The following is an 18461-nucleotide window of genomic DNA, read 5'->3' on the forward strand; positions in this document are numbered from 1 at the left end:
CAGTGTTTTCGATGCAAACGACAAAGGCGCCCCATACACGGGACGCCTTCGCTGCACGAAGCATAGCCAGGCTACATCTGACGCATGGATACTAATCGCCGTTGACGGCCTTGCCCTTGTCGTCGACCACGTTATGCGCCTTGCCGATCTGTTCGATCATCGCCAGGTGCTGCTGGATCATCTGATCGCCCTGCGCCGCGAACTGCTTGAGTCCCGGGTTCTGCGACTGCTGCGCTTCCATCTTAAAGTCACTGTCATCCTTCTTGTGGTCCTTCACCATGGCTGCGATGTAGGCATTGTCGAACTGCTGTCCTGAGAGCCCCTGCAACTTGGCCATCAGCTCGCGATCCTTCTTCGACGGCTGATCCGGCACCTTCACGCCAAGCTGCGTAGCCGCCGGCTTCAGAGCGTCGCCCAGCTTGGTGTGATCGGCGACCATCTGCTGGCCGAACTGGCGTACATCCGGGCTGGCTGCCTTTTGCGCCGCCAGCTGGCCTAGCTGCACCTCCGCCATGCCGCCTTCGAGGGCATTCTTCACAAAGTCCTTATCCTGCATAGCAGCGGTGTCCGCGCCGCCATTATCCGAAGGACCGGCTGTGGAACCAGGGGTCATGCTCGAGTTCTGCTGTTGTTGTTGCTGCGCAGCCGCTCCGCTCTGCGCGCTGCCGTTCATCTGTGCGAATAGAGGCGCGGCAACCAGCAACAACATGCCCGCAACCGCCGGAATGGTGCGGGAGGCTCCATGAGGAGAAATTTTCATCTGCATCGTTTTCATTCGCGCTTCCTTCCCGGGCTGGCAGGCAGCCCTGTAGCTTTCCTTTTTCACGTAGACCACAAATACGAACTCCTATAGGAATGCCGGAAGCGCTCGCTGGCGTTGCCTCCACGGCGCGTATTTGGCGGCGTATTTCGCGCACATGTCGGGATGTTCATCCGGTGAATCGGCGGAAAATAATTCGATCCGGGATGCATCCCCTGCCCCCCATGGGGATGCCGGCTGTGCCGCGAAAATGGAATTTCGCAACGCCGAGGCCGGTCATGAGTCTATAGAGGAGAAGCCACTTCGCATCTCCGGCAATTGGGCCGCTCCCACAGGGAAAGCTCCATGCCGCACGGCAGGCATGGCAGCAAGCAGGACGAATTGATCTCTGGATGTAGTCGGACATTTTCATTGCGCGCAGGCGGCGCACTCCTCTGCGTGGCAAGCGCTCTTCTCTCCCCGCACGCAACGGCACAGCATTCGCACGCGCTGAAGGTTTCCGTCCTTGGCGAGGACCAGAATCCCGTGCAGGGCGCCACGATAACCGCAACGTATGCGGGCGCAACGGTCTGCAACGGCGTAAGCGACGCAGCGGGACAGGTTGTCCTGACCTGTGCAGCCACCCCTGCCTCCGCAGGCGCAGGCGGGCTCGATTTGCAGATCAGCCGGGACGGTTATGTTGCCGCGACCGCACACGTGACGCAGCAGGAAGAAGAGAGCGGAGCGGCGGTGGAGGTGACCCTGTCCCGTGCCCAGACCGTGCAACAGAATGTGACGGTAGCCGGAAGTTCGGAGAGCCCGTTGACCGAGACGACCAGCGGCGCCGGCAAACTCCCGGTGGAGCAGGCGAAGGCAAGCCCTCTTCGCCCTGCCACGCTGGTGGATGCCCTGCCTCTGGTTCCGGGCGTTGTGCGCACGCCGGATGGACGTACGCAGATTGGCGGCCTGGACGAAAGCCATTCGGCACTGCTGGTCAACTCGGTCAACGTCAACAATCCCGCAACCGGGGGCTTCGGTTTGAGCGTACCGGTCGACAGCGTGGAGACGCTGAAGGTGCTGCAGTCGCCTTACCTGGCGCAGTACGGCAGTTTTTTGACTGGCGTGGTGAATGCCGACACCAAGCGCGGCGGCGATAAGTGGGATTACGACCTGAATGACCCGCTTCCGGACTTCCGCATTCGCAGCCTTCATCTAGTGGGGGTGAAAGATGCCTCGCCGCGTCTGAACGTAGGCGGGCCACTGATCAAGAATCATCTCTTTCTGGCCGAGGGCGCAGAGTACCTCCTCGACAAATCGGAAGTACGAACGCTGCCCTTCCCCGACGATGAGACAGTCTTCAACGCGTTCAACTCGTTCACCCAGGTGGATGCGCTGATCGGAAGCCGGAATTCTCTGACCGGAACTCTGCACTTCGCGCCGCATACCCTTGAGTACGCGAACCTGAACTACTTTGATCCCGAGCCGGTAACCCCGAATGCGGACTATCAGGAAGATGAAGGCGCCCTCACGCACCGACTGGCGCTCGGCGCTGGTGAGCTGGAGTCGACTGTAGCCGGCATTCGCGACGCCTCAAACATCGAACCGCAGCCGAGCGGAGACGGTCTCATGCAGCTCACGCCCACCGGCAATTCCGGCAGCTATTTCGATCAACAGACTCGCGAGGCGACGCGCTTCCAGTGGCTTGAAACCTGGACACCCGCTCCCGTGGGGTGGCACGGTCAGCACATGCTGCAGTTCGGTACCGTGATGGGCCAGGCCGAAGACAGCGGCCAGGTGACGAATCGCGAGGTCGAACTCTACAACCCCCAGGGTGGCCTCATTCGGACAATCTCCTACCAGGGCAACGGCATCTTCGATCTGAAAGACATCGAGGGCGCAGTCTATGGGCAGGACCACTGGATTCTGAACTCTCACCTGGCGATTGACGCGGGTCTGCGAGCTGAGACCCAGTCGCTGACCTATACCAATCGCGTGGCCCCGAGATCCGGGTTCACGCTGACACCCACAGGCGACAACAAGACCGTCATCCGTGGCGGCATCGGTGTCTTCTACGACACTGTGCCGCTCGACACCTATGCCTTCGAAAGCTATCCGGAGCAGGTGATTACGACCTACGACGGCCATGGCAACATCACGCAGGGACCGACGATCTACCAGAATCTGCTCGGCACCGACTCGGGGCCAGCCTTCGCGCTCGTCGACCGGGATGTCCACTCCGGCAATTTCGCGCCCTACAGCATCGCCTGGAACGTCGAGGCGGAGCACAACTTCGCTCCCGCGTTATCGATGCGACTGAGATATGTGAACGCCGCGGCCCGGAGCCAGTTAACGCTCACACCCGAGAGCACTGCGACGGAGAACGCCAACGTCCTGAGCGGATCGGGCGAGCTGAATACGCACCAGACCGAATTCACGGCCCGCATCGGCTCCCAGAAACTGCGGCAGTTCTTCTTCTCGTACGTGCGGCAGTTTGCTCGCGGCGACGAATCGGACGCAGCCAGCTATCTGGGCGACTTCCCGGCACCGGTCATCCGGCAGGAGATCGAGGCCAGCACACCCGGGGAAATCCCGAACCGTTTCCTGTTCTGGGGACTCTCCACTCTCCCGTGGAAGATGCGTATCTCACCCCATATCGAATACCGGGATGGCTTCACCTGGCAGCCGGTCGACGAATTTCAGAACTATGTCATCACGCCGGACGATCTGCAGCCGCGCTACCCGAGGTATTTCTCCGCGAACGTCAGGATGTCCAAGGACCTCGACGTGGGCTCGAAGCATGAGATCCGGCTTTCGATTACCGGCATCAACCTGACCAACCACTCCAACTGGCTGCAGGTGCATAACAATATCGACGACCCACTCTACGGGACGTTCTTCGGCAATTACGGACGCCATTTTCTGCTGGATTTCGACTTCCTGCACTGAGGCCGGTCGCGGAAACTGCACGAGATAGACGCAGAAGCCGTTTGTTTCGTGTAGAAATCCACGTTATGATTCGGTTACATGCGTCCATTGCTCGCACAACTGCGCTCACGGCGCTCCTGGCTCGCTCTGCTGGGAGTGTTCTGTATTGCGCTGGTGCTTGCGGCGGGCATCGTGCAGGTGACGCACAGTCATCCCGCGGGGCAGCCCGACCACGACTGCTCGCTCTGTATTTCAGCGCACCACGTTATTCAGGTCGCCACCTCCGTACGGCTGAACGTATGCAGCCTGCCTGTGGCACCCCTTTCTGCCGAAGCTCGGTCCACCGTACCCATACGGCGATTCTTTGTGCAACTGGCCTCCCGGCCTCCTCCTGCGAACCTGATTCCCGCCTAGTCTCCTAGCAGGACCAGACTTACAACTCATTTGTACTTTCGGGAGGTCGTTTCCATGCGCACATTCGTGCGATGCTTCGTCTTTATCCTCTCTGCACTCGTGGTGCAGGCATTTCCAGTTTCTCTTTTCGCCCAGTCCGCCGGATCCTCCGGCACAGTCAATATCTCCGTGACGGACGCCTCCGGAGCCGTGATTCCCGGCGCAACGGTCATCATTGAAAACCCGGTGAGCGGCCTCAACCGCGCCTCGAAGACGGACGCGAGCGGCAACAGCCAGTTCACCAACCTGCCGCTGAATCCGTACCACCTTTCCGTCTCCATGGCGGGCTTCGCGAGCCAGTCGCAGGACGTGGTCGTGCGCTCGACGGTTCCGCAGTCGATCAAGATCGCCATGCAGGTCGGCGCGGCGGCCACCACCGTCACCGTTACGGGCAGCGACCTCATCGAAGACAGCACCGGTCTGCACACCGATCTGGATCGCGACTCGTTCCAGAAGGTTCCGCTCGAGAGCCAGTCCTCGGGTCTGAGCTCGCTCGTGACCATGTCGTCGCCGGGCGTTGCGGCTGACTCGAACGGCCTCTTCCACGGCCTGGGCGATCACGCTTCGAACTCTTTCTCGGTCGACGGACAGGACATCACCGACCAGCAGAGCAAGGTCTTCTCGAACCAGCTGCCCTCGAACGCAGTGCAGTCGATCGAGGTAATCTCCGGTGCTCCGCCGGCAGAATACGGCGACAAAACCAGCCTCATCATCAACGTGACCACCCGCTCCGGACAGGGCGTGACACAGCCTACCGGCAGCATCACCAGCTCGTATGGCACCTTTGGATCGGCAACCGGCTCCGTGGACGTGAGCTATGGCAAGGAAAACTGGGGCAATTTCTTCGAGTTCGACGGTCTGAATACCTCGCGATTCCTCGATCCACCGGAATTCAAGGTCTTCCATGACCGCGGCAACGAAGAGAACGTCTTCGACCGCGCCGACCGTACGCTTTCCGCAAAGGACTCGGTGCATCTGAACCTGAACTACAGCCGTTCCTGGTTCCAGAATCCGAACTCCTACGACAACCTCAACGTGCAGAACGTGCTCAGCGGCGGTGCGTCCGATAGCCCGGTGATCGGCAACGTGGGCGATACCGATCAGAAGGCGCAGATCGAGACCTTCAACATCGCGCCGCTCTATACGCGAATCGTCAGCCCCTACTCGGTCTTCAACTTCGGGCCCTACATCCGCAAGGACGACTACAACTACTATCCGAGCGGCAATCCTCTGGCCGATCGCGGCCCTGCGAACCTGCAGACCTCCTCGATCGCGCAGAACCGCACGCTGACCAATGCCGGCGTGCACTCCGATCTTTCGTGGACAAAGGGCATCAACACGGCGAAGATCGGCGCCCGCTACGAGCAGACATTCCTTCGGGAGAACGATGCTCTGGGAATCGTGGACCCGACCTACAACGCGCCCTGTGTGGATGCGGACGGAAACCCCATCGCTGGCTACTCGGCGACTTCCGAGTGCCCGGTTGCGGCAAACTCCAGCTATCTTTCGGTGCTCGGCCCGTACGATCTGACCCGTGGCGGCAGCTACTATCACTGGTTCGGTCATACAGATGTGAAGGAACTGGCTCTCTACGTAGAAGACCAGATCAAGGCCGGCAACTGGCTTTTCAGCCTGGGTATTCGCGGTGACCTGTACAACGGCCTTACCAAGGCCAATCAGGCTGAACCCCGCGTCGGGCTGGATTACACCATCAAGCAGACCAACACGGTGCTGCGCGCCTCTTACGCACGCACCCTCGAAACGCCGTTCAACGAGAACCTCGTGCTCTCGAGCATCGGTTGCGGCAATGCCGTGCTTTCGCCCCTGCTCCTCTGCACGCCCGGCGTGGGAACCACGATGCAGCCAGGCTTCCGCAATGAGTTTCATGCCGGCCTGCAGCAGGCCTTCGGCAAAAACCTTGTGATCAGCGGCGACTACATCTGGAAGTACACACACAATGCCTTCGATTTCAGCGTGCTCGGCAATACACCGATCACCTTCCCTATCGACTGGCACAACTCGAAGATCCCGGGCTTCGCGCTGCGCGCGGATGTGCCGAACTTCCATAACATCTCGGCGTATGTCGTGATGTCGTCGGTCGCGGCACGCTTCTTCCCGCAGCAGGTAGCGGGCGCAGGCGCCACCGTCGGCCAGAGCGGTTATCCCTTCCGCATTGACCACGACGAAAAATACAACGAGACAACGCACCTGCAGTACACCATCCCCGGCAAGCATTCGCCATGGGTCGGCTTCAACTGGCGGTATGACAGCGGCCTGGTGGCCGGTTCGGCTCCCTGCTACAACGTCACCGATCCAAACAGCTCCTGCGCCAGCACCAGCATTACGCTGCCGGATGGACGGCCGGGAATCGACCTGAGCGGCCTCACCTACGATGAGCAGTTCGAAGCCGGTCTTATCTGCGATGGTGTAAAGGCCACGCCGACCTCCGGCTTTACGCAGTGCGATGCTGCGGGCCTGACCTCGAAGCTGGTGAAGATTCCGGCTCCGGGTACCGAAGATGACGACAAGAATCCTCAGCGCATCCAGCCGAGGAACCTCTTCGACCTCTCCGTCGGCCAGGACAATCTCTTCAACGGCGACCGGTACAAGTGGAGCTTGCGACTCACGGGCACGAACATCACCAACAAGTACGCGCTCTACAACTTCCTCTCCACCTTCAGCGGCACGCACTACGTCAGTCCGCGAGCCCTGACAGCGGAAGTCGGATTCCACTTTTAATTTTCGTTTTGCGAACGACAACGCCCCGGTGCAAACCGGGGCTCTTTTTTACCAGCAGCCTTCAGTCAGCCTGAAAGAGCGAGACGATCGCCGAGGGCAGGCGCCGGGAGTCGAAGCGCTGTTCATAGCACCGGTGCGCTTCCTTCCGCATCGTCTCTTTCTGTATGGCCGGCATCGACTCCCAGCGCTCGATTATGCTGCGAGTGCCGTCGAGTGTGTCCCGGCCAATGATCGCGGCTCCGTCTGCCTCGATCTCGGAAAAGATATTTACCTGGTCCGAGATCAGCACGGGCGTTCCGCAGGCAAGAGCCTCGGCCACCGCAATCCCGAAGTTCTCCTGATGCGAGGGAAGAATGAAGGCATCCGCGCAGAGATGCGCTCCCCACTTGGCATCTCCTCCGATCATCCCTGGCCAATGGATGCGGTCCGCAACGCCAAGCTCCGCTGCACGCGCCTCAAGCGTGGCCTGCCAGCCGGTCTGATCCGGACCGGCCATCAAGAGATGGAGATCCTGTGAAGCAGCGGCAGCGAATGCTTCGATGAGAAGATCGCAACCCTTCTTCGGGTGGATGCGGCCGAGAAAGAGCAGAAAGCGCCGATCTTTCATCGCAGGACAGCGAGCGAGGAACGCCTCGCGGCAGATATCGGAATCCGCATCCGGTCCAGGTGTGCCGAACGGTACAACGACTCCATTCGCGCGATAAGGCCTCATGCTCTTTGCCGCGAGACGCATCTCGGTTTCCGTCGTGAAGAGCACGCGATGCGCATCCCGGATGAGCTTGTATTCACTGAAGAGCCAGTAAGGCCACTTCTTTGCGAACTTGGTGAGATACGGCTTGTTGAAATAAGGATCGAGCATGCCATGCATGAAGACCGCATACTTCTGGCGTCCGTGCAGAGCCTGCCATACCGCGCGCCCGTGATATTGCCAGAGGCCGTCTACCACCACGCCGTCGAAGCGGGCTGCGTTCGCACGCAGCCATGGCAGCAACGTCGCCGAATGGGCATAGGTGTTCTTGCGCGGACCATGCGCGGAAACGGGGAAAGGCAGGTCTCGGAGAAAGGCCGCCTGCGGATCATCGAGGGTTGCGACCTCGACCTCGTGCCCTTCGCGAAGATATCCGGCGGCGAGACGGAGTACGCCTTCAGGTGGGCCGCCATATGCGAGATCGAGAGACGGAATTACGTGCAAAATACGCATGCGATTTTGGGAGTGCTGGCCCCATTAGAGCATGCACGGCCACGGGGGAATGTTGCCTTCCCGGGCCGCCGCGACGATATCCTAGAAGGGTATGTCGAACCGCACAGACCTCAAGCCTCCCGTCGCCGCCATCCGGCACACCGAAACGACCCTGCATGGCACTACGCTGGTGGATGATTACGCGTGGCTGCGCGAGAAAGACAGTCCCGAGGTGATTGCCTACCTCGAAGCCGAAAACGCATGGACGGCCGCGAATCTCGAGCCCACGGCCGAGCTGCAGAAAACGCTCTACCGGGAGATGGTGAGCCACATCAAGGAGACCGACGTATCGGTTCCCTTCCGCGACGATCACTGGTGGTACTACTCGCGCACGGAGCAAGGCGCGCAGTATCCGATCTACTGCCGCAAAGCAGCTGTGACGGACGACCTCGATCGCTTCCCCGGCGATGCTGCGCCGGAAGAGATCGTGCTCGACATCAATGAGCTGGCAAAGCACGAATCCTACATGGCGGTAAGCGCCCTGAACGTTTCAGACGACGGCAACCTGCTGGCCTATTCCATCGACAATAAGGGCTTCCGCCAGTACACGCTGCAGGTGAAGGATCTGCGCACCGGACAACTGCTCGGCGAGCGGGTGGAACGCGTCGGCTCGGTCGTGTGGGCAGCGGATAACCGCACCCTCTACTACACGGTCGAGGATGAGCAGCAGAAGCGCCAGTTCCAGTTCTTCCGCCACACGCTCGGCACACCGCACAGCGAAGACGTGCTGGTCTACGAAGAGAAGGATGAACGTTTCAACATCGGCGCGGGCCGCACGCGGGATGGCGTCTACACAGTTCTCGAAAGCTCGAGCCACACGGCTACGGAGAACCGGTTCCTGCGCTCGGATGACCCGGCAGGCACATGGCAGCTGATCGAGCCCCGGCGCGACGATTTCGAATACTACATCGACCACCGCCACGGGCTCTTCTATATCCGCGCGAATGACACGGGCCGGAACTTCCGTCTGGTGACCACCTCGGTAGATACGCCCTCGAGTGAGCACTGGAAAGAGGTGTTGCCGCACCGCGAGGAATCGATGCTCGAAGAGATCGACCTCTTCGCCTCATTCCTCGTCTCCTGCGAGCGCACGCTGGGACTACCGCATCTGCGTATCCTCCCTTTTACGGGAGAGAACGCGGACCTGGGCGCCGCAAAGGAAATTCCCTTCCCTGAGCCGACCTACAGCGCGCATCCGCACATCAATCGTAACTTTGAGACGCACAAATTCCGCTATGGATACCAGTCCCTGGTCACGCCGAGCTCCGTGTATGAATATGACGTGGCGAGCGGTGAGTCCGTCCTGTTGAAACAGCTGGATGTACCGGGCGGCTTCGACCGCACGCTGTACCGCTCGGAGCGGCTCTTTGCCACGGCGTCCGACGGCGTAAAGGTCCCGGTGTCCCTGGTCTATCGCGCCGACCGCTTCCAGCGGGGCACGAATCCTCTCTACATCTATGGGTATGGTTCGTACGGCTACTCACTGCCCAACAACTTCAGCAGCAACCGACTAAGCCTGCTCGATCGTGGCTTCGTGATGGCCTATGCGCATATTCGCGGCGGCGGCGATCTCGGTAAGAAGTGGCACGACGACGGCCGGCTGATGGAGAAGAGAAACACCTTCACCGACTTCATCACGGTGACTGAGTTCCTCGTTGCCGAGGGCTATGGCGATGCGAAGAAAGTCGCCATCGAAGGTGGAAGCGCGGGCGGCCTGCTGATGGGCGCGGTGAGCAATCTGCGGCCCGACATCTTCCGCGCTGTGCTCTCGCACGTACCCTTCGTCGACGTGATGAACACCATGCTCGATGCGTCGCTGCCCCTCACCGTTCCCGAGTATGAGGAGTGGGGCAATCCGAACGAGCCTGAGGCCTTCCGCTACATGCTCAGCTATTCGCCGTACGACAACGTCGAAGCGAAGGCCTACCCTGCCATGCTGGTAAAGACTTCACTCCGCGACAGCCAGGTGATGTACTGGGAGCCGGCAAAGTACGTTGCGAAGCTGCGCGCGCTCAAGACCGACGACAACGCTCTGCTCTTCCACACCAACATGACGGCCGGACATTCGGGCGCATCCGGCCGCTATGATTACCTCGAAGAAATCGCGATGGATTACGCATTCCTCCTGCGCGAGCTTGGCGTAGAAAACTAACCGATCCGGGCGCGTTCTGCCTGCGCGCCCTTTATTCCCCAGTTAAGGATGCAATATGGCCAGTGAAGCAGAGACTCTTTCCTCGCCGGTAATCGACCTGCGCAGCGATACCGTTACGAAGCCTACCGCCGCGATGCGGGCGGCCATGGCCGAAGCCGAGGTCGGCGACGATGTGTACAGTGAAGACCCTACCGTCAATCGCCTCGAGGCGCGGGCTGCGGAGGTCTTTGGACGCGAAGCGGCCATCTTCGTGCCGACCGGAAGCATGGGCAACCAGATTGCAATCAAGCTGCACACGCAGTCGGGGCAGGAGGTCATCTGCGAGGCGCGCGGCCACGTCGTCGATTGGGAGATGGCAGCGGTCTCCGCCATCTCCGGCTGCCATCTGCGCACTATTCCCGGCGAGCGCGGTGTTCTGCGCTGGGAGCAGATCAAGGCGGCCATCGCCCCGAAGCTCTACTACCGGCCGCAGACCGGGCTGATTGAACTGGAAAACTCACACAACATGGCCGGCGGCACGGTGACGCCCCTCGACGTGTACGAAGAAATCTGGCACGGCGCGCGCGATGCCGGTATCCCGGTGCATCTCGACGGAGCGCGGGTGTTCAATGCCGCCGCGGCGCTTGGCATCGATGTCGCCACCCTGACCAGCGGCTTCCAGAGCGTGATGTTCTGCCTCTCGAAAGGGCTGTGTGCCCCTGTCGGCTCCGTGCTTGTCGGCAGCCGGCGCTTCATTGAACGGGCGCGCAGCGTGCGCAAGATGCTCGGCGGTGGCATGCGCCAGGCCGGCATTCTTGCGGCCGCAGGGCTGATCGCGCTCGAAGAGATGCCGCAGCGCCTGCACGAAGATCACAGCAACGCGCGCCTGCTGGCCGAGGGACTGGCCGCCTTGCCGCAAGTCGAAATCGATCTCGACGCGGTGCAGACCAACATCGTCATCTTCCGCCTTCGCGGCGTTGCGGATGTATCCCAGATTCTCGCCAGATTAAAGCAGAAGGGCGTGCTGGCAGCAGCCGCAGCAGCCGACCAGATCCGCTTTGTGACCCACCACGACGTCTCGCGCGAAGCCTGTCAGCAGGCGCTCGCGATCACCGCAGAGGCTGTGCGCTAAGCCTTCCACTGAAAACAGAGCGTGTATCCGTCAGGATCGCGGAGATAGAGCTGCTTCATTCCATAAGGCGCAACACGGGGCTCCTTTAACGGGAGCCCTTTTTCTTTGAGTGCGCGATAGACGCCGTCCACGTCCGGGCAGGCGATAAATAAACCTGTATCTCCATGCGTAGCGCACCATTGGGGATCGCGAACAGCCGGCCGCTCGTCATCGAACTCAAAAGCGGTGTTGAGCATCAGCTCAGCCTCGCCCTGCCGCAGCCATGCCCAGTGAAAACTGCCGGACGGGAGCAGAGGCGAATGGTCGACGATCTCAAACCCGAGCAACTCGCAGTAGAACCGGATCGACTCCGGCATGTCATACACCTGCACCAGCGGACAGAGACCACGCAGATCGAAGGCCATCGCATCCTCCGCAGGCAAGCGTAGCAAAACGCGTGAAGGCAAAAAAGAAGGCCGGGAGATCGCCTCCCGGCCTTGTGCTCAGAAGAACCGCCGCGACGCCCGAAGGCGCGCAACGGAAGGTCTATCCGATTAGAACGCGTACTTCAGCGAGAGCTGGATACGGCGTTCGGTGGAATTCGTGCCTGTGATCTGGCCGAAGTTCGAGTCGGTAACCGTGCCATCTGGCGCGCTGTAGCTCGCGACATTCAGCAGGTTGAAGAAGTCGGCACGGAAGGCCAAAGCGTGCTCTTTCCAGATCGGAAAGGACTTGGAGAGGGCCGCATCGACCTGCTCGTAACCATCGCCGCGCAGGGTCATCGGGCGAACGTTGCCGAAGGTGGTGCTCGGCTGCGGTGCGAAAACGCACGTTCCATTGTTGGTGTCGACAGAGCAGGCCGCTTCCGAGCCGCCGGGCTGCACAGCCGTTCCAAACCATGCGGCCAGGGAACGGCCGGTCACGTGAAGGGGACGATACTGTTCCGGACGAGCCGTCGCCGAGTAGACCTTGCTGGAGTAGTTAGAGGTCGTACCCGCGGTCAGCGGGAAGGCCGTGTAGGTGACGTCGGTCAGAGCCAGCTTCCAGCCGCCGACAGCTTCATCAAACGCGCGGTTCATATTGGCACCGAACTGGCGGCCACGTCCGAAGGGCAGAGCATATTCACCCGAGACGCTCAGAGCCTGGCGGATATCGAAACCCGCGTCGCCCCACTCGGCACGCATGTCGTAGGCATTCTGTTGGTAGTAGCCGCCGCTGATGTTCGACACACCGTAATAGCCGAAGCTGTCGGTCATCGCGTGGGCCAGGGTGTAGTTAGCCGTCAGCTCCAGACCATCGGTCAGGCGCTGGCGGAAGACCGCCTGCATGGCGTTGTAGTTGCTGGCGGCATTGGTGGCGCTGATCTTCACGACACCGGTGTCGACCGTCGACGGGTCCGGGTTGGTACCAGCGGCGTAATTCTCGCCGTTTACTGTGCCGACGAGGCTGTCATAGGGACCAAGCACGTCGGGCGACGGGCGCTGGTTGCCCCAGTAAGGATTGGTGAGGTGATGGCCGAGGATGCCGACGTAGCCGAGCTGCACCGAGGTATTGGCGGCCAGCTGGTACTCGGTGGTGAGGGTGATTTCCTGCGTCGAGGAAGGCTTCATATCCTTCGGCCACGCATAAAAAGTAGTGGTGGGAGGCGTGGTCGTCGGGAAACCATTCGACGCCATGTAATAGGTTCCCGAAGAATAGACTCCAGTAGTGCTGTTGGTACTGGGATTGACTCCGGTTTCCTGGTAGTCCGTGTGGAAGGGCGGGTTTTGGGTTAGGCGAAGATTCGCGCCCATGCCTTCGAAGTAGCTGGTGATGCCGTAGCCACCACGAATCACCCAGCGGGGCGTGATCGCATAGGCAAAGCCAAAGCGGGGCTGAACCTGCGCATAATAGGGATCGTAGAGGGCGCGGCTGTTGCCGTCGACTCCCGCATACTCCACCGCACCGGTCGCCAGGTTGAGGTTGGCCATCTTGTTGTTCACTTCGTAGATGGGCTGGTCGAACTCCCAGCGAAGGCCGAGGTTCAGGGTCAGCTTGTCGCTAACCTTCCAGTCATCCTGGGCGAAGATGCCATCACGCCACTGGCGCTGGCCGGTCAGACCGGTGACCGCGCCGACCGAAGCCGAGTTCACGCGATCGAGCAGAAAGTCAGCGAAGGGATACGCAGCCGTACCGTAGGTAGAGTATTGGCCATCGTAGCTGAAGCTGCCCAGTTCGCCATCATTACCGGGATAGAAGCTGTTCTGTTGGTAGCGGATGAACGAGGCGCCGAATTTGAAGAGATGCTTCTGGTACTGCCAGGTGAGATCGTCTGCATATTCAAAGACGTTGTCGACGAAGACTTCCGGCGTCGGGTTGGTGCCGAAATCGCTCGGCATACCCGTTGCCGAGCTGGTCGAGAAGCTCTGAGAGCTGAAGCCCGCAGTCTCCTGCGCCTTACTGGGAATGCCAACGATGGAATTGCCATCCAGGCCGAAGATGCCGCTCGGATCGGTAGTGACGCCACTGTTGAACTGGATGCGCGAGTAGGAGGCGCGCGCCAGGTTCACAATGGCCGGCGACAAGGTGTGAGTCCAGTTGAGAGTACCCAGGTGATCGGGATAGTTCGAGGCGCTGGGAAACTCTACCGGTAGCGGATCGTGAGTAGTGGCGTTCTGCGCGTAGCCCTGCGAATAGCGGCCCGAGATGACATCATTGAGCCGGGGATGGTAGTCGATCTTGACATCGCCCTGGTCGTTGGTCTGGAAGGTGCCTGAAGGACCCACGAAGTTTTTGTACACCCCGGTGGGATCGTCAGTTGCGTTGTTCGGGGCGGGATATGCGTTCGGGTGCGCCGCGAGAAATTGGGCGATAGGGCTGTTTACCGGAACCTGATTATTCGCGTAAGGCGTCGGTGTTCCGTTGGCCTGCAGGGTCTGGGTGTCGTAAAGCTGGATACCGCCGCTCGAATTAATGTCATAGAGGTTAGAGAGATCGCCCTTCAACATCGCGGGTGTGGCAAGACTGTAGTCCGTTTCGCCGCCAGTGTGGTACCGCATGCCTTCGTAATCAACAAAGAAGAAAAGCTTGTCTTTGATGATCGGACCGCCAAAGGTGCCGCCAAAAATAGCCTGGGTGAAGGGGTTCTTGGCAATCGGTGTGACGTTGTTGTCGTTGGCCCAGGAGTTGGCGTCCAGGTTGTCGTTCTGCAGGAAGCCAAAAACGCTACCGTGGAACTTATTGCTGCCGCTCTTCATGACCATCAGCACTTCGCCGCCGTTCACGTTGCCGAATTCGGCATTCGCGTTCGACGAAACCACGCGCATCTGCTCGATGGAGTCAGGGCTGGGCGTGTAACCGACCGTATTGTTGATGTTCTCGTTGATTTCCTGGCCATCGAGCAGATAGTTGTTCGACTGCTGACGGCTGCCGTTCACATTGGCTTCGTTGGCGTCGCCGGTCGAGCGCTCCGTCGAGTTCGCGCCGCCAAAGCTGCCATAGCCGGTCACAACCGCGCCGGGCGTGAAAGCGGTGAGCTGGGTGAAATCGCGGCCGTTGAGCGGCACGCTGTTGATGGTGTTCTCGGTGAAGGTTTCACCGTTGGTCGCGTTTTCCGTCTGAAGGATGGGCTGCAGTTCTTCCTTCACGGTGACGGTGGTGCTGGTATTTCCGACGGTGAGCGGAATATCGATCTTGGCGTCCTGGTCGATTTCCAGGGCGAAGGGGCCATAGTGGGCGGTGTTGAAGCCCTGGGCCTCCACCGTGATGGTGTATTGGCCGATCTGCAGGAAGCGGACCGAGTATTCGCCCGCGCCATTGGTCGTCGCTACCGTGTTCACACTGGTAGCGGTATTGGTTGCCGTCACTTTCGCATTGGGGACGATGGCACCGCTGGGATCGGTGATGGTACCGCGAATAGATCCGGTGACAGTCTGCGCCATCGCCGGAATACACGCCGTCACCAGCATGAGTACCCACATGAGACATGTGGAGATACGTTTCATATCGTGTTGCCTCCGAAAACAGGTCGTTCTTTTTAACCGTGCAGCAGAAAGAAATTCGCACAGCAAGACGGGACACAGGTGGACACATATCGCTGTTTCTTTACGGCACTTTTTTGCCGGCCTGGGGGGTGCCGGTCGTATTGTGTCCATAACGTATAGACAACTGGACACTGATGCAAGCAAGAATTCATACAACCAACGGGGGATCAGGTTACCTTTATGCGAAGTATTCTGATAACCTATTGGGCACTAGACAGCTCACCTCTCAGGTGAGTACTCTGCTTGGTCCCTCCTGACTCCTTCCGGGCAACCCGTGGAAAATTGGTAGAATTAGGTCTATGCCGAAGTACTCGATCGTCGTCCCTTTCCACAATGAAGAAGAGAACATCACCGCCATGTATGACCGGCTCAAGGCTGTCATGGAGCAGGTGGGGGACAGCTTCGAGCTGGTACTCGTCGATGACGGCTCGAGCGACCGCAGCTACAAGCTGCTGGAAGAGATCGCCGCGGTCGACAGCCGCGTCCTGGTGGTAAAGCTGCGCCGCAATTTCGGCCAGACCTCGGCCCTTGCCGCGGGCTTCGACCACGCGCAGGGTGATTTCATCCTGGCGATGGACGGCGACCTGCAGCACGATCCCGCTGAGATCCCCAACTTCCTCGAAAAGCTGGAAGAGGGCTACGACGTGGTCAGCGGCTGGCGCAAAGAGCGCATCGACAACTTCGTCATGCGCCGCTTCCCTTCGCGCTGCGCCAACTGGCTGATGGCCAAGCTCTCAGGCGTGGACATCCACGATTTCGGCACGACCTTCAAGGCATATCGCCGCGAGGTTATCCATAATGTCCCGTTGTACGGCGAAATGCATCGCTTCATCCCGGCGCTGGCCGCCTGGTATGGCGCAAGCATCTGCGAAATTCCGATCAAGAACGTCAATCGCCTGAAGGGCAAGTCGCACTACGGCATCGGCCGCACCTTCCGCGTCTTCTTCGATCTGCTCACAATCCGCTTCCTGCTGAAGTACATGACCCGCCCGCTGCACTTCTTTGGTGTCTTCGGCGCCCTGGGCATGCTCTTCGGTACGATGATCGCCTTCGCCCTGGGCGTGCTGAAGATCTTCACCCATCAGCACGTGATGGATCAGCACGGCCCCTGGTTCGTAATTGCAGGCGTCCTGATTCTCGGCGGTATCCAGATGCTGGCTATCGGCCTGCTGGGCGAGTTGCAGGTGCGCCATTACCATACGAATTCGCAGCGTGCGCCCTATACGATCGACCGCCTCGTGCGGCTGCGCACCCCCGGCGAGCCCAGCATTCTTCACGATTAATCGCGGATTAGTAGAACCCCAATCCGCAGAAAAGAGCCGCCCCTCGAGGCGGCTCTTTTCATTTCCTGTCGAAGTTGCATTTTCGACATCCTCACCGATAGAACAATCATCATGATGAGCATGAAAGCCATCCAGATTGCCCACACCGGCGGACCTGAAGTCCTGGATTTCGTCGATCTCCCGATTCCCACTCCCAAGGCCGGAGAGGCGCTGATCAAGGTTCACGCCTCCGGGGTCAACTTTATCGATATCTATCTGCGTGAAGGCCGCTACAAGATCCCTCTCCCTTTCGTGAATGGCCAGGAGGCCGCGGGCATCGTGGAGGCTGTAGGTGAGGGAGTTACGGAGTTCCAACCGGGCGACGCCGTCGCATGGTGCAATGTTGTAGGCACCTATGCGGAATACGCGGTCGCGCCCGCGGACAAGCTCGTTCCCCTGCCCGAGGGCATCGACCTGCGGCTTGCGGCTGCCGTGATGCTGCAGGGCATGACCGCTCACTACCTTGTCCACTCCACATTCCCACTGAAGAAGGGGGACACGGCGCTGGTGCATGCCGCGGCCGGCGGCGTGGGACTGCTGCTGACGCAGATGGCCACACAGATCGGCGCACGCGTCATCGCTACCGTCTCCACCGAGGAGAAGGCGAAGCTGGCGCGCGAGGCCGGAGCGGCGGAGACGATCCTCTACACACAGGAAGACTTCGAGGCGCGCACGCGCGAACTCACCGAAGGGCGCGGCGTCGATGTGGTCTACGACTCCGTGGGTAAGACGACCTTCGAGAAATCCCTGAATGTGCTGCGCCCGCGCGGACTGGTCGCGCTCTTCGGCGCGTCGAGCGGCGCGGTGCCGCCGTTCGACCTGATCGAGCTCTCCGGCAAGGGCTCACTCTATGTCACTCGGCCAACACTCAAGCACTACGTGCTCACGCGCGAGGAGCTCCTGAGCCGTGCCAAGGATGTTCTGGAAGCAGTGAACTCCGGCAGGCTCAAGGTCCGCACCGAGCACGACTACCCGCTCGCCCAGGCGGCACAGGCGCACCTTGACCTCGAAGGCCGGAAGACAACGGGCAAGGTGTTGCTGATCCCTTAGCCGGGGACTAGAAGTGCTGCAGGCGCTCGGCAGGAACAGGCTCGACCGGCCGGGCGCTCTCGCGTTCGAGCGAGCGGCTGACAAGATCCCGCGAGCCCAGTCCGATCGCCAGCGCGAGCGCGAGCACAATGCCGCCGAAGAGAATGCCGAAGGCAAGGTCCACGATCTGGCCACCGATCGAAAGATGGTCGAGCGCCATGGCCGTCGTCAGGATAAGCACCAGCCACTTCACACCGGTGCTGAGCAGGCGCGCATACTGCAGGTTGAGATTGACCGCAGTGATCAGCACACTGCGCGCGAGAAAGCGCCCTGCCACATTGCCGATGAACAGCAGCAGCACCGCGGCAAAGATGTGCGGCAGATACGGGAAGACGTAGGTCGTGATCGCCGGCTCAGCCGAAGCTGCGTCAAATGCGGAGACACCAACAAACACACCGAGTGCGACAAAAACCCAGAAGACGATGCGCGTCGCCAGCGTCGTCGGCGTGCTCGTGGGCGACCACTCGGCAAGCGTCTCCGAGCCGCTGCGCAGGCGGTCATCGAAGCGCAGGCTTGTAAGCACCGTCCGTACCAGCCATGAGAAGAGCCAGCCGAGGACAAGAAAAATCAGCATCGCGACGATGAATGCAAGGATGCCCGGCAACAGCATGGCGATCTTTGTCGTCACGCGGCTCATCGAGTCCTGCAGTGCCTGTTGAATCTGCTTCCACATGGCGAATCCTCCTCGGT

Annotated in this window: 11 protein-coding genes; 6 read left to right on the top strand and 5 right to left on the bottom strand. The window is 60.3% G+C overall.

Annotation, left to right across the window (positions count from 1 at the left end; translation table 11 throughout):
• Positions 1-91: 91 nt before the first annotated feature.
• A complete protein-coding gene (locus QM649_RS03495) occupies positions 92-775 on the bottom strand; it encodes a DUF4142 domain-containing protein (protein WP_415197622.1) in 684 nt (227 codons plus the stop codon).
• Positions 776-1198: 423 nt separating this feature from the next.
• Here QM649_RS03495 and QM649_RS03500 point away from each other — a divergent pair, with 423 nt between their 5' ends.
• Positions 1199-3685 (top strand): hypothetical protein, encoded by a 2487-nt coding sequence (locus tag QM649_RS03500; RefSeq protein WP_415197623.1) that lies wholly within the window; start codon positions 1199-1201, stop codon positions 3683-3685.
• Positions 3686-4132: 447 nt separating this feature from the next.
• Positions 4133-6856, top strand: a complete 2724-nt coding sequence (locus tag QM649_RS03505; RefSeq protein ID WP_415197624.1) for a carboxypeptidase regulatory-like domain-containing protein — start codon at positions 4133-4135, stop codon at positions 6854-6856.
• A 61-nt stretch (positions 6857-6917) separates the two neighbouring features.
• Here the strand turns inward: QM649_RS03505 and QM649_RS03510 are convergent, their stop codons facing one another.
• Positions 6918-8057, bottom strand: a complete 1140-nt coding sequence (locus QM649_RS03510; protein WP_415197625.1) for a glycosyltransferase — start codon at positions 8055-8057, stop codon at positions 6918-6920.
• Positions 8058-8148: 91 nt separating this feature from the next.
• On the opposite strand from QM649_RS03510, the gene QM649_RS03515 reads away from it, so the two are divergent.
• On the top strand, positions 8149-10248 hold the full coding sequence (locus QM649_RS03515) for a S9 family peptidase (protein WP_415197626.1): 2100 nt from the start codon (positions 8149-8151) through the stop codon (positions 10246-10248).
• A 55-nt stretch (positions 10249-10303) separates the two neighbouring features.
• Positions 10304-11359 (top strand): threonine aldolase family protein, encoded by a 1056-nt coding sequence (locus tag QM649_RS03520; protein ID WP_415197627.1) that lies wholly within the window; start codon positions 10304-10306, stop codon positions 11357-11359.
• Here the strand turns inward: QM649_RS03520 and QM649_RS03525 are convergent.
• Entirely contained in the window at positions 11356-11763 is a 408-nt protein-coding gene (locus tag QM649_RS03525) for a VOC family protein (RefSeq protein WP_415197628.1), read from the bottom strand. The genes QM649_RS03520 and QM649_RS03525 overlap by 4 nt on opposite strands.
• A 129-nt stretch (positions 11764-11892) precedes the next feature.
• Positions 11893-15321, bottom strand: a complete 3429-nt coding sequence (locus QM649_RS03530) for a carboxypeptidase regulatory-like domain-containing protein (protein ID WP_415197629.1) — start codon at positions 15319-15321, stop codon at positions 11893-11895.
• A gap of 338 nt (positions 15322-15659) precedes the next feature.
• Here QM649_RS03530 and QM649_RS03535 point away from each other — a divergent pair, with 338 nt between their 5' ends.
• Positions 15660-16643, top strand: a complete 984-nt coding sequence (locus QM649_RS03535; protein ID WP_415197630.1) for a glycosyltransferase family 2 protein — start codon at positions 15660-15662, stop codon at positions 16641-16643.
• A 111-nt stretch (positions 16644-16754) separates the two neighbouring features.
• Positions 16755-17732, top strand: a complete 978-nt coding sequence (locus tag QM649_RS03540) for a quinone oxidoreductase family protein (RefSeq protein WP_415197631.1) — start codon at positions 16755-16757, stop codon at positions 17730-17732.
• A gap of 7 nt (positions 17733-17739) precedes the next feature.
• Here the strand turns inward: QM649_RS03540 and QM649_RS03545 are convergent, their stop codons facing one another.
• Positions 17740-18444, bottom strand: coding sequence for a mechanosensitive ion channel family protein (locus QM649_RS03545; RefSeq protein ID WP_415197632.1), 705 nt, complete (start codon positions 18442-18444; stop codon positions 17740-17742).
• Between the last annotated feature and the right edge of the window lie 17 nt (positions 18445-18461).

The sequence above is a fragment of the Silvibacterium sp. genome (assembly GCF_047605705.1).
Classification (GTDB): Bacteria; Acidobacteriota; Terriglobia; order Terriglobales; family Acidobacteriaceae; genus Silvibacterium.

Bases quoted from the DNA above. Each gene is read 5' to 3' on its own strand.
- QM649_RS03515 (WP_415197626.1), top strand. From the start codon at position 8,149: ATGTCGAACCGCACAGACCTCAAGCCTCCCGTCGCCGCCATCCGGCAC.
- QM649_RS03510 (WP_415197625.1), bottom strand. From the start codon at position 8,057: ATGCGTATTTTGCACGTAATTCCGTCTCTCGATCTCGCATATGGCGGC.
- QM649_RS03520 (WP_415197627.1), top strand. From the start codon at position 10,304: ATGGCCAGTGAAGCAGAGACTCTTTCCTCGCCGGTAATCGACCTGCGC.
- QM649_RS03505 (WP_415197624.1), top strand. From the start codon at position 4,133: ATGCGCACATTCGTGCGATGCTTCGTCTTTATCCTCTCTGCACTCGTG.
- QM649_RS03495 (WP_415197622.1), bottom strand. From the start codon at position 775: ATGAAAACGATGCAGATGAAAATTTCTCCTCATGGAGCCTCCCGCACC.
- QM649_RS03535 (WP_415197630.1), top strand. From the start codon at position 15,660: ATGCCGAAGTACTCGATCGTCGTCCCTTTCCACAATGAAGAAGAGAAC.
- QM649_RS03530 (WP_415197629.1), bottom strand. From the start codon at position 15,321: ATGAAACGTATCTCCACATGTCTCATGTGGGTACTCATGCTGGTGACG.
- QM649_RS03525 (WP_415197628.1), bottom strand. From the start codon at position 11,763: ATGGCCTTCGATCTGCGTGGTCTCTGTCCGCTGGTGCAGGTGTATGAC.
- QM649_RS03545 (WP_415197632.1), bottom strand. From the start codon at position 18,444: ATGTGGAAGCAGATTCAACAGGCACTGCAGGACTCGATGAGCCGCGTG.
- QM649_RS03540 (WP_415197631.1), top strand. From the start codon at position 16,755: ATGATGAGCATGAAAGCCATCCAGATTGCCCACACCGGCGGACCTGAA.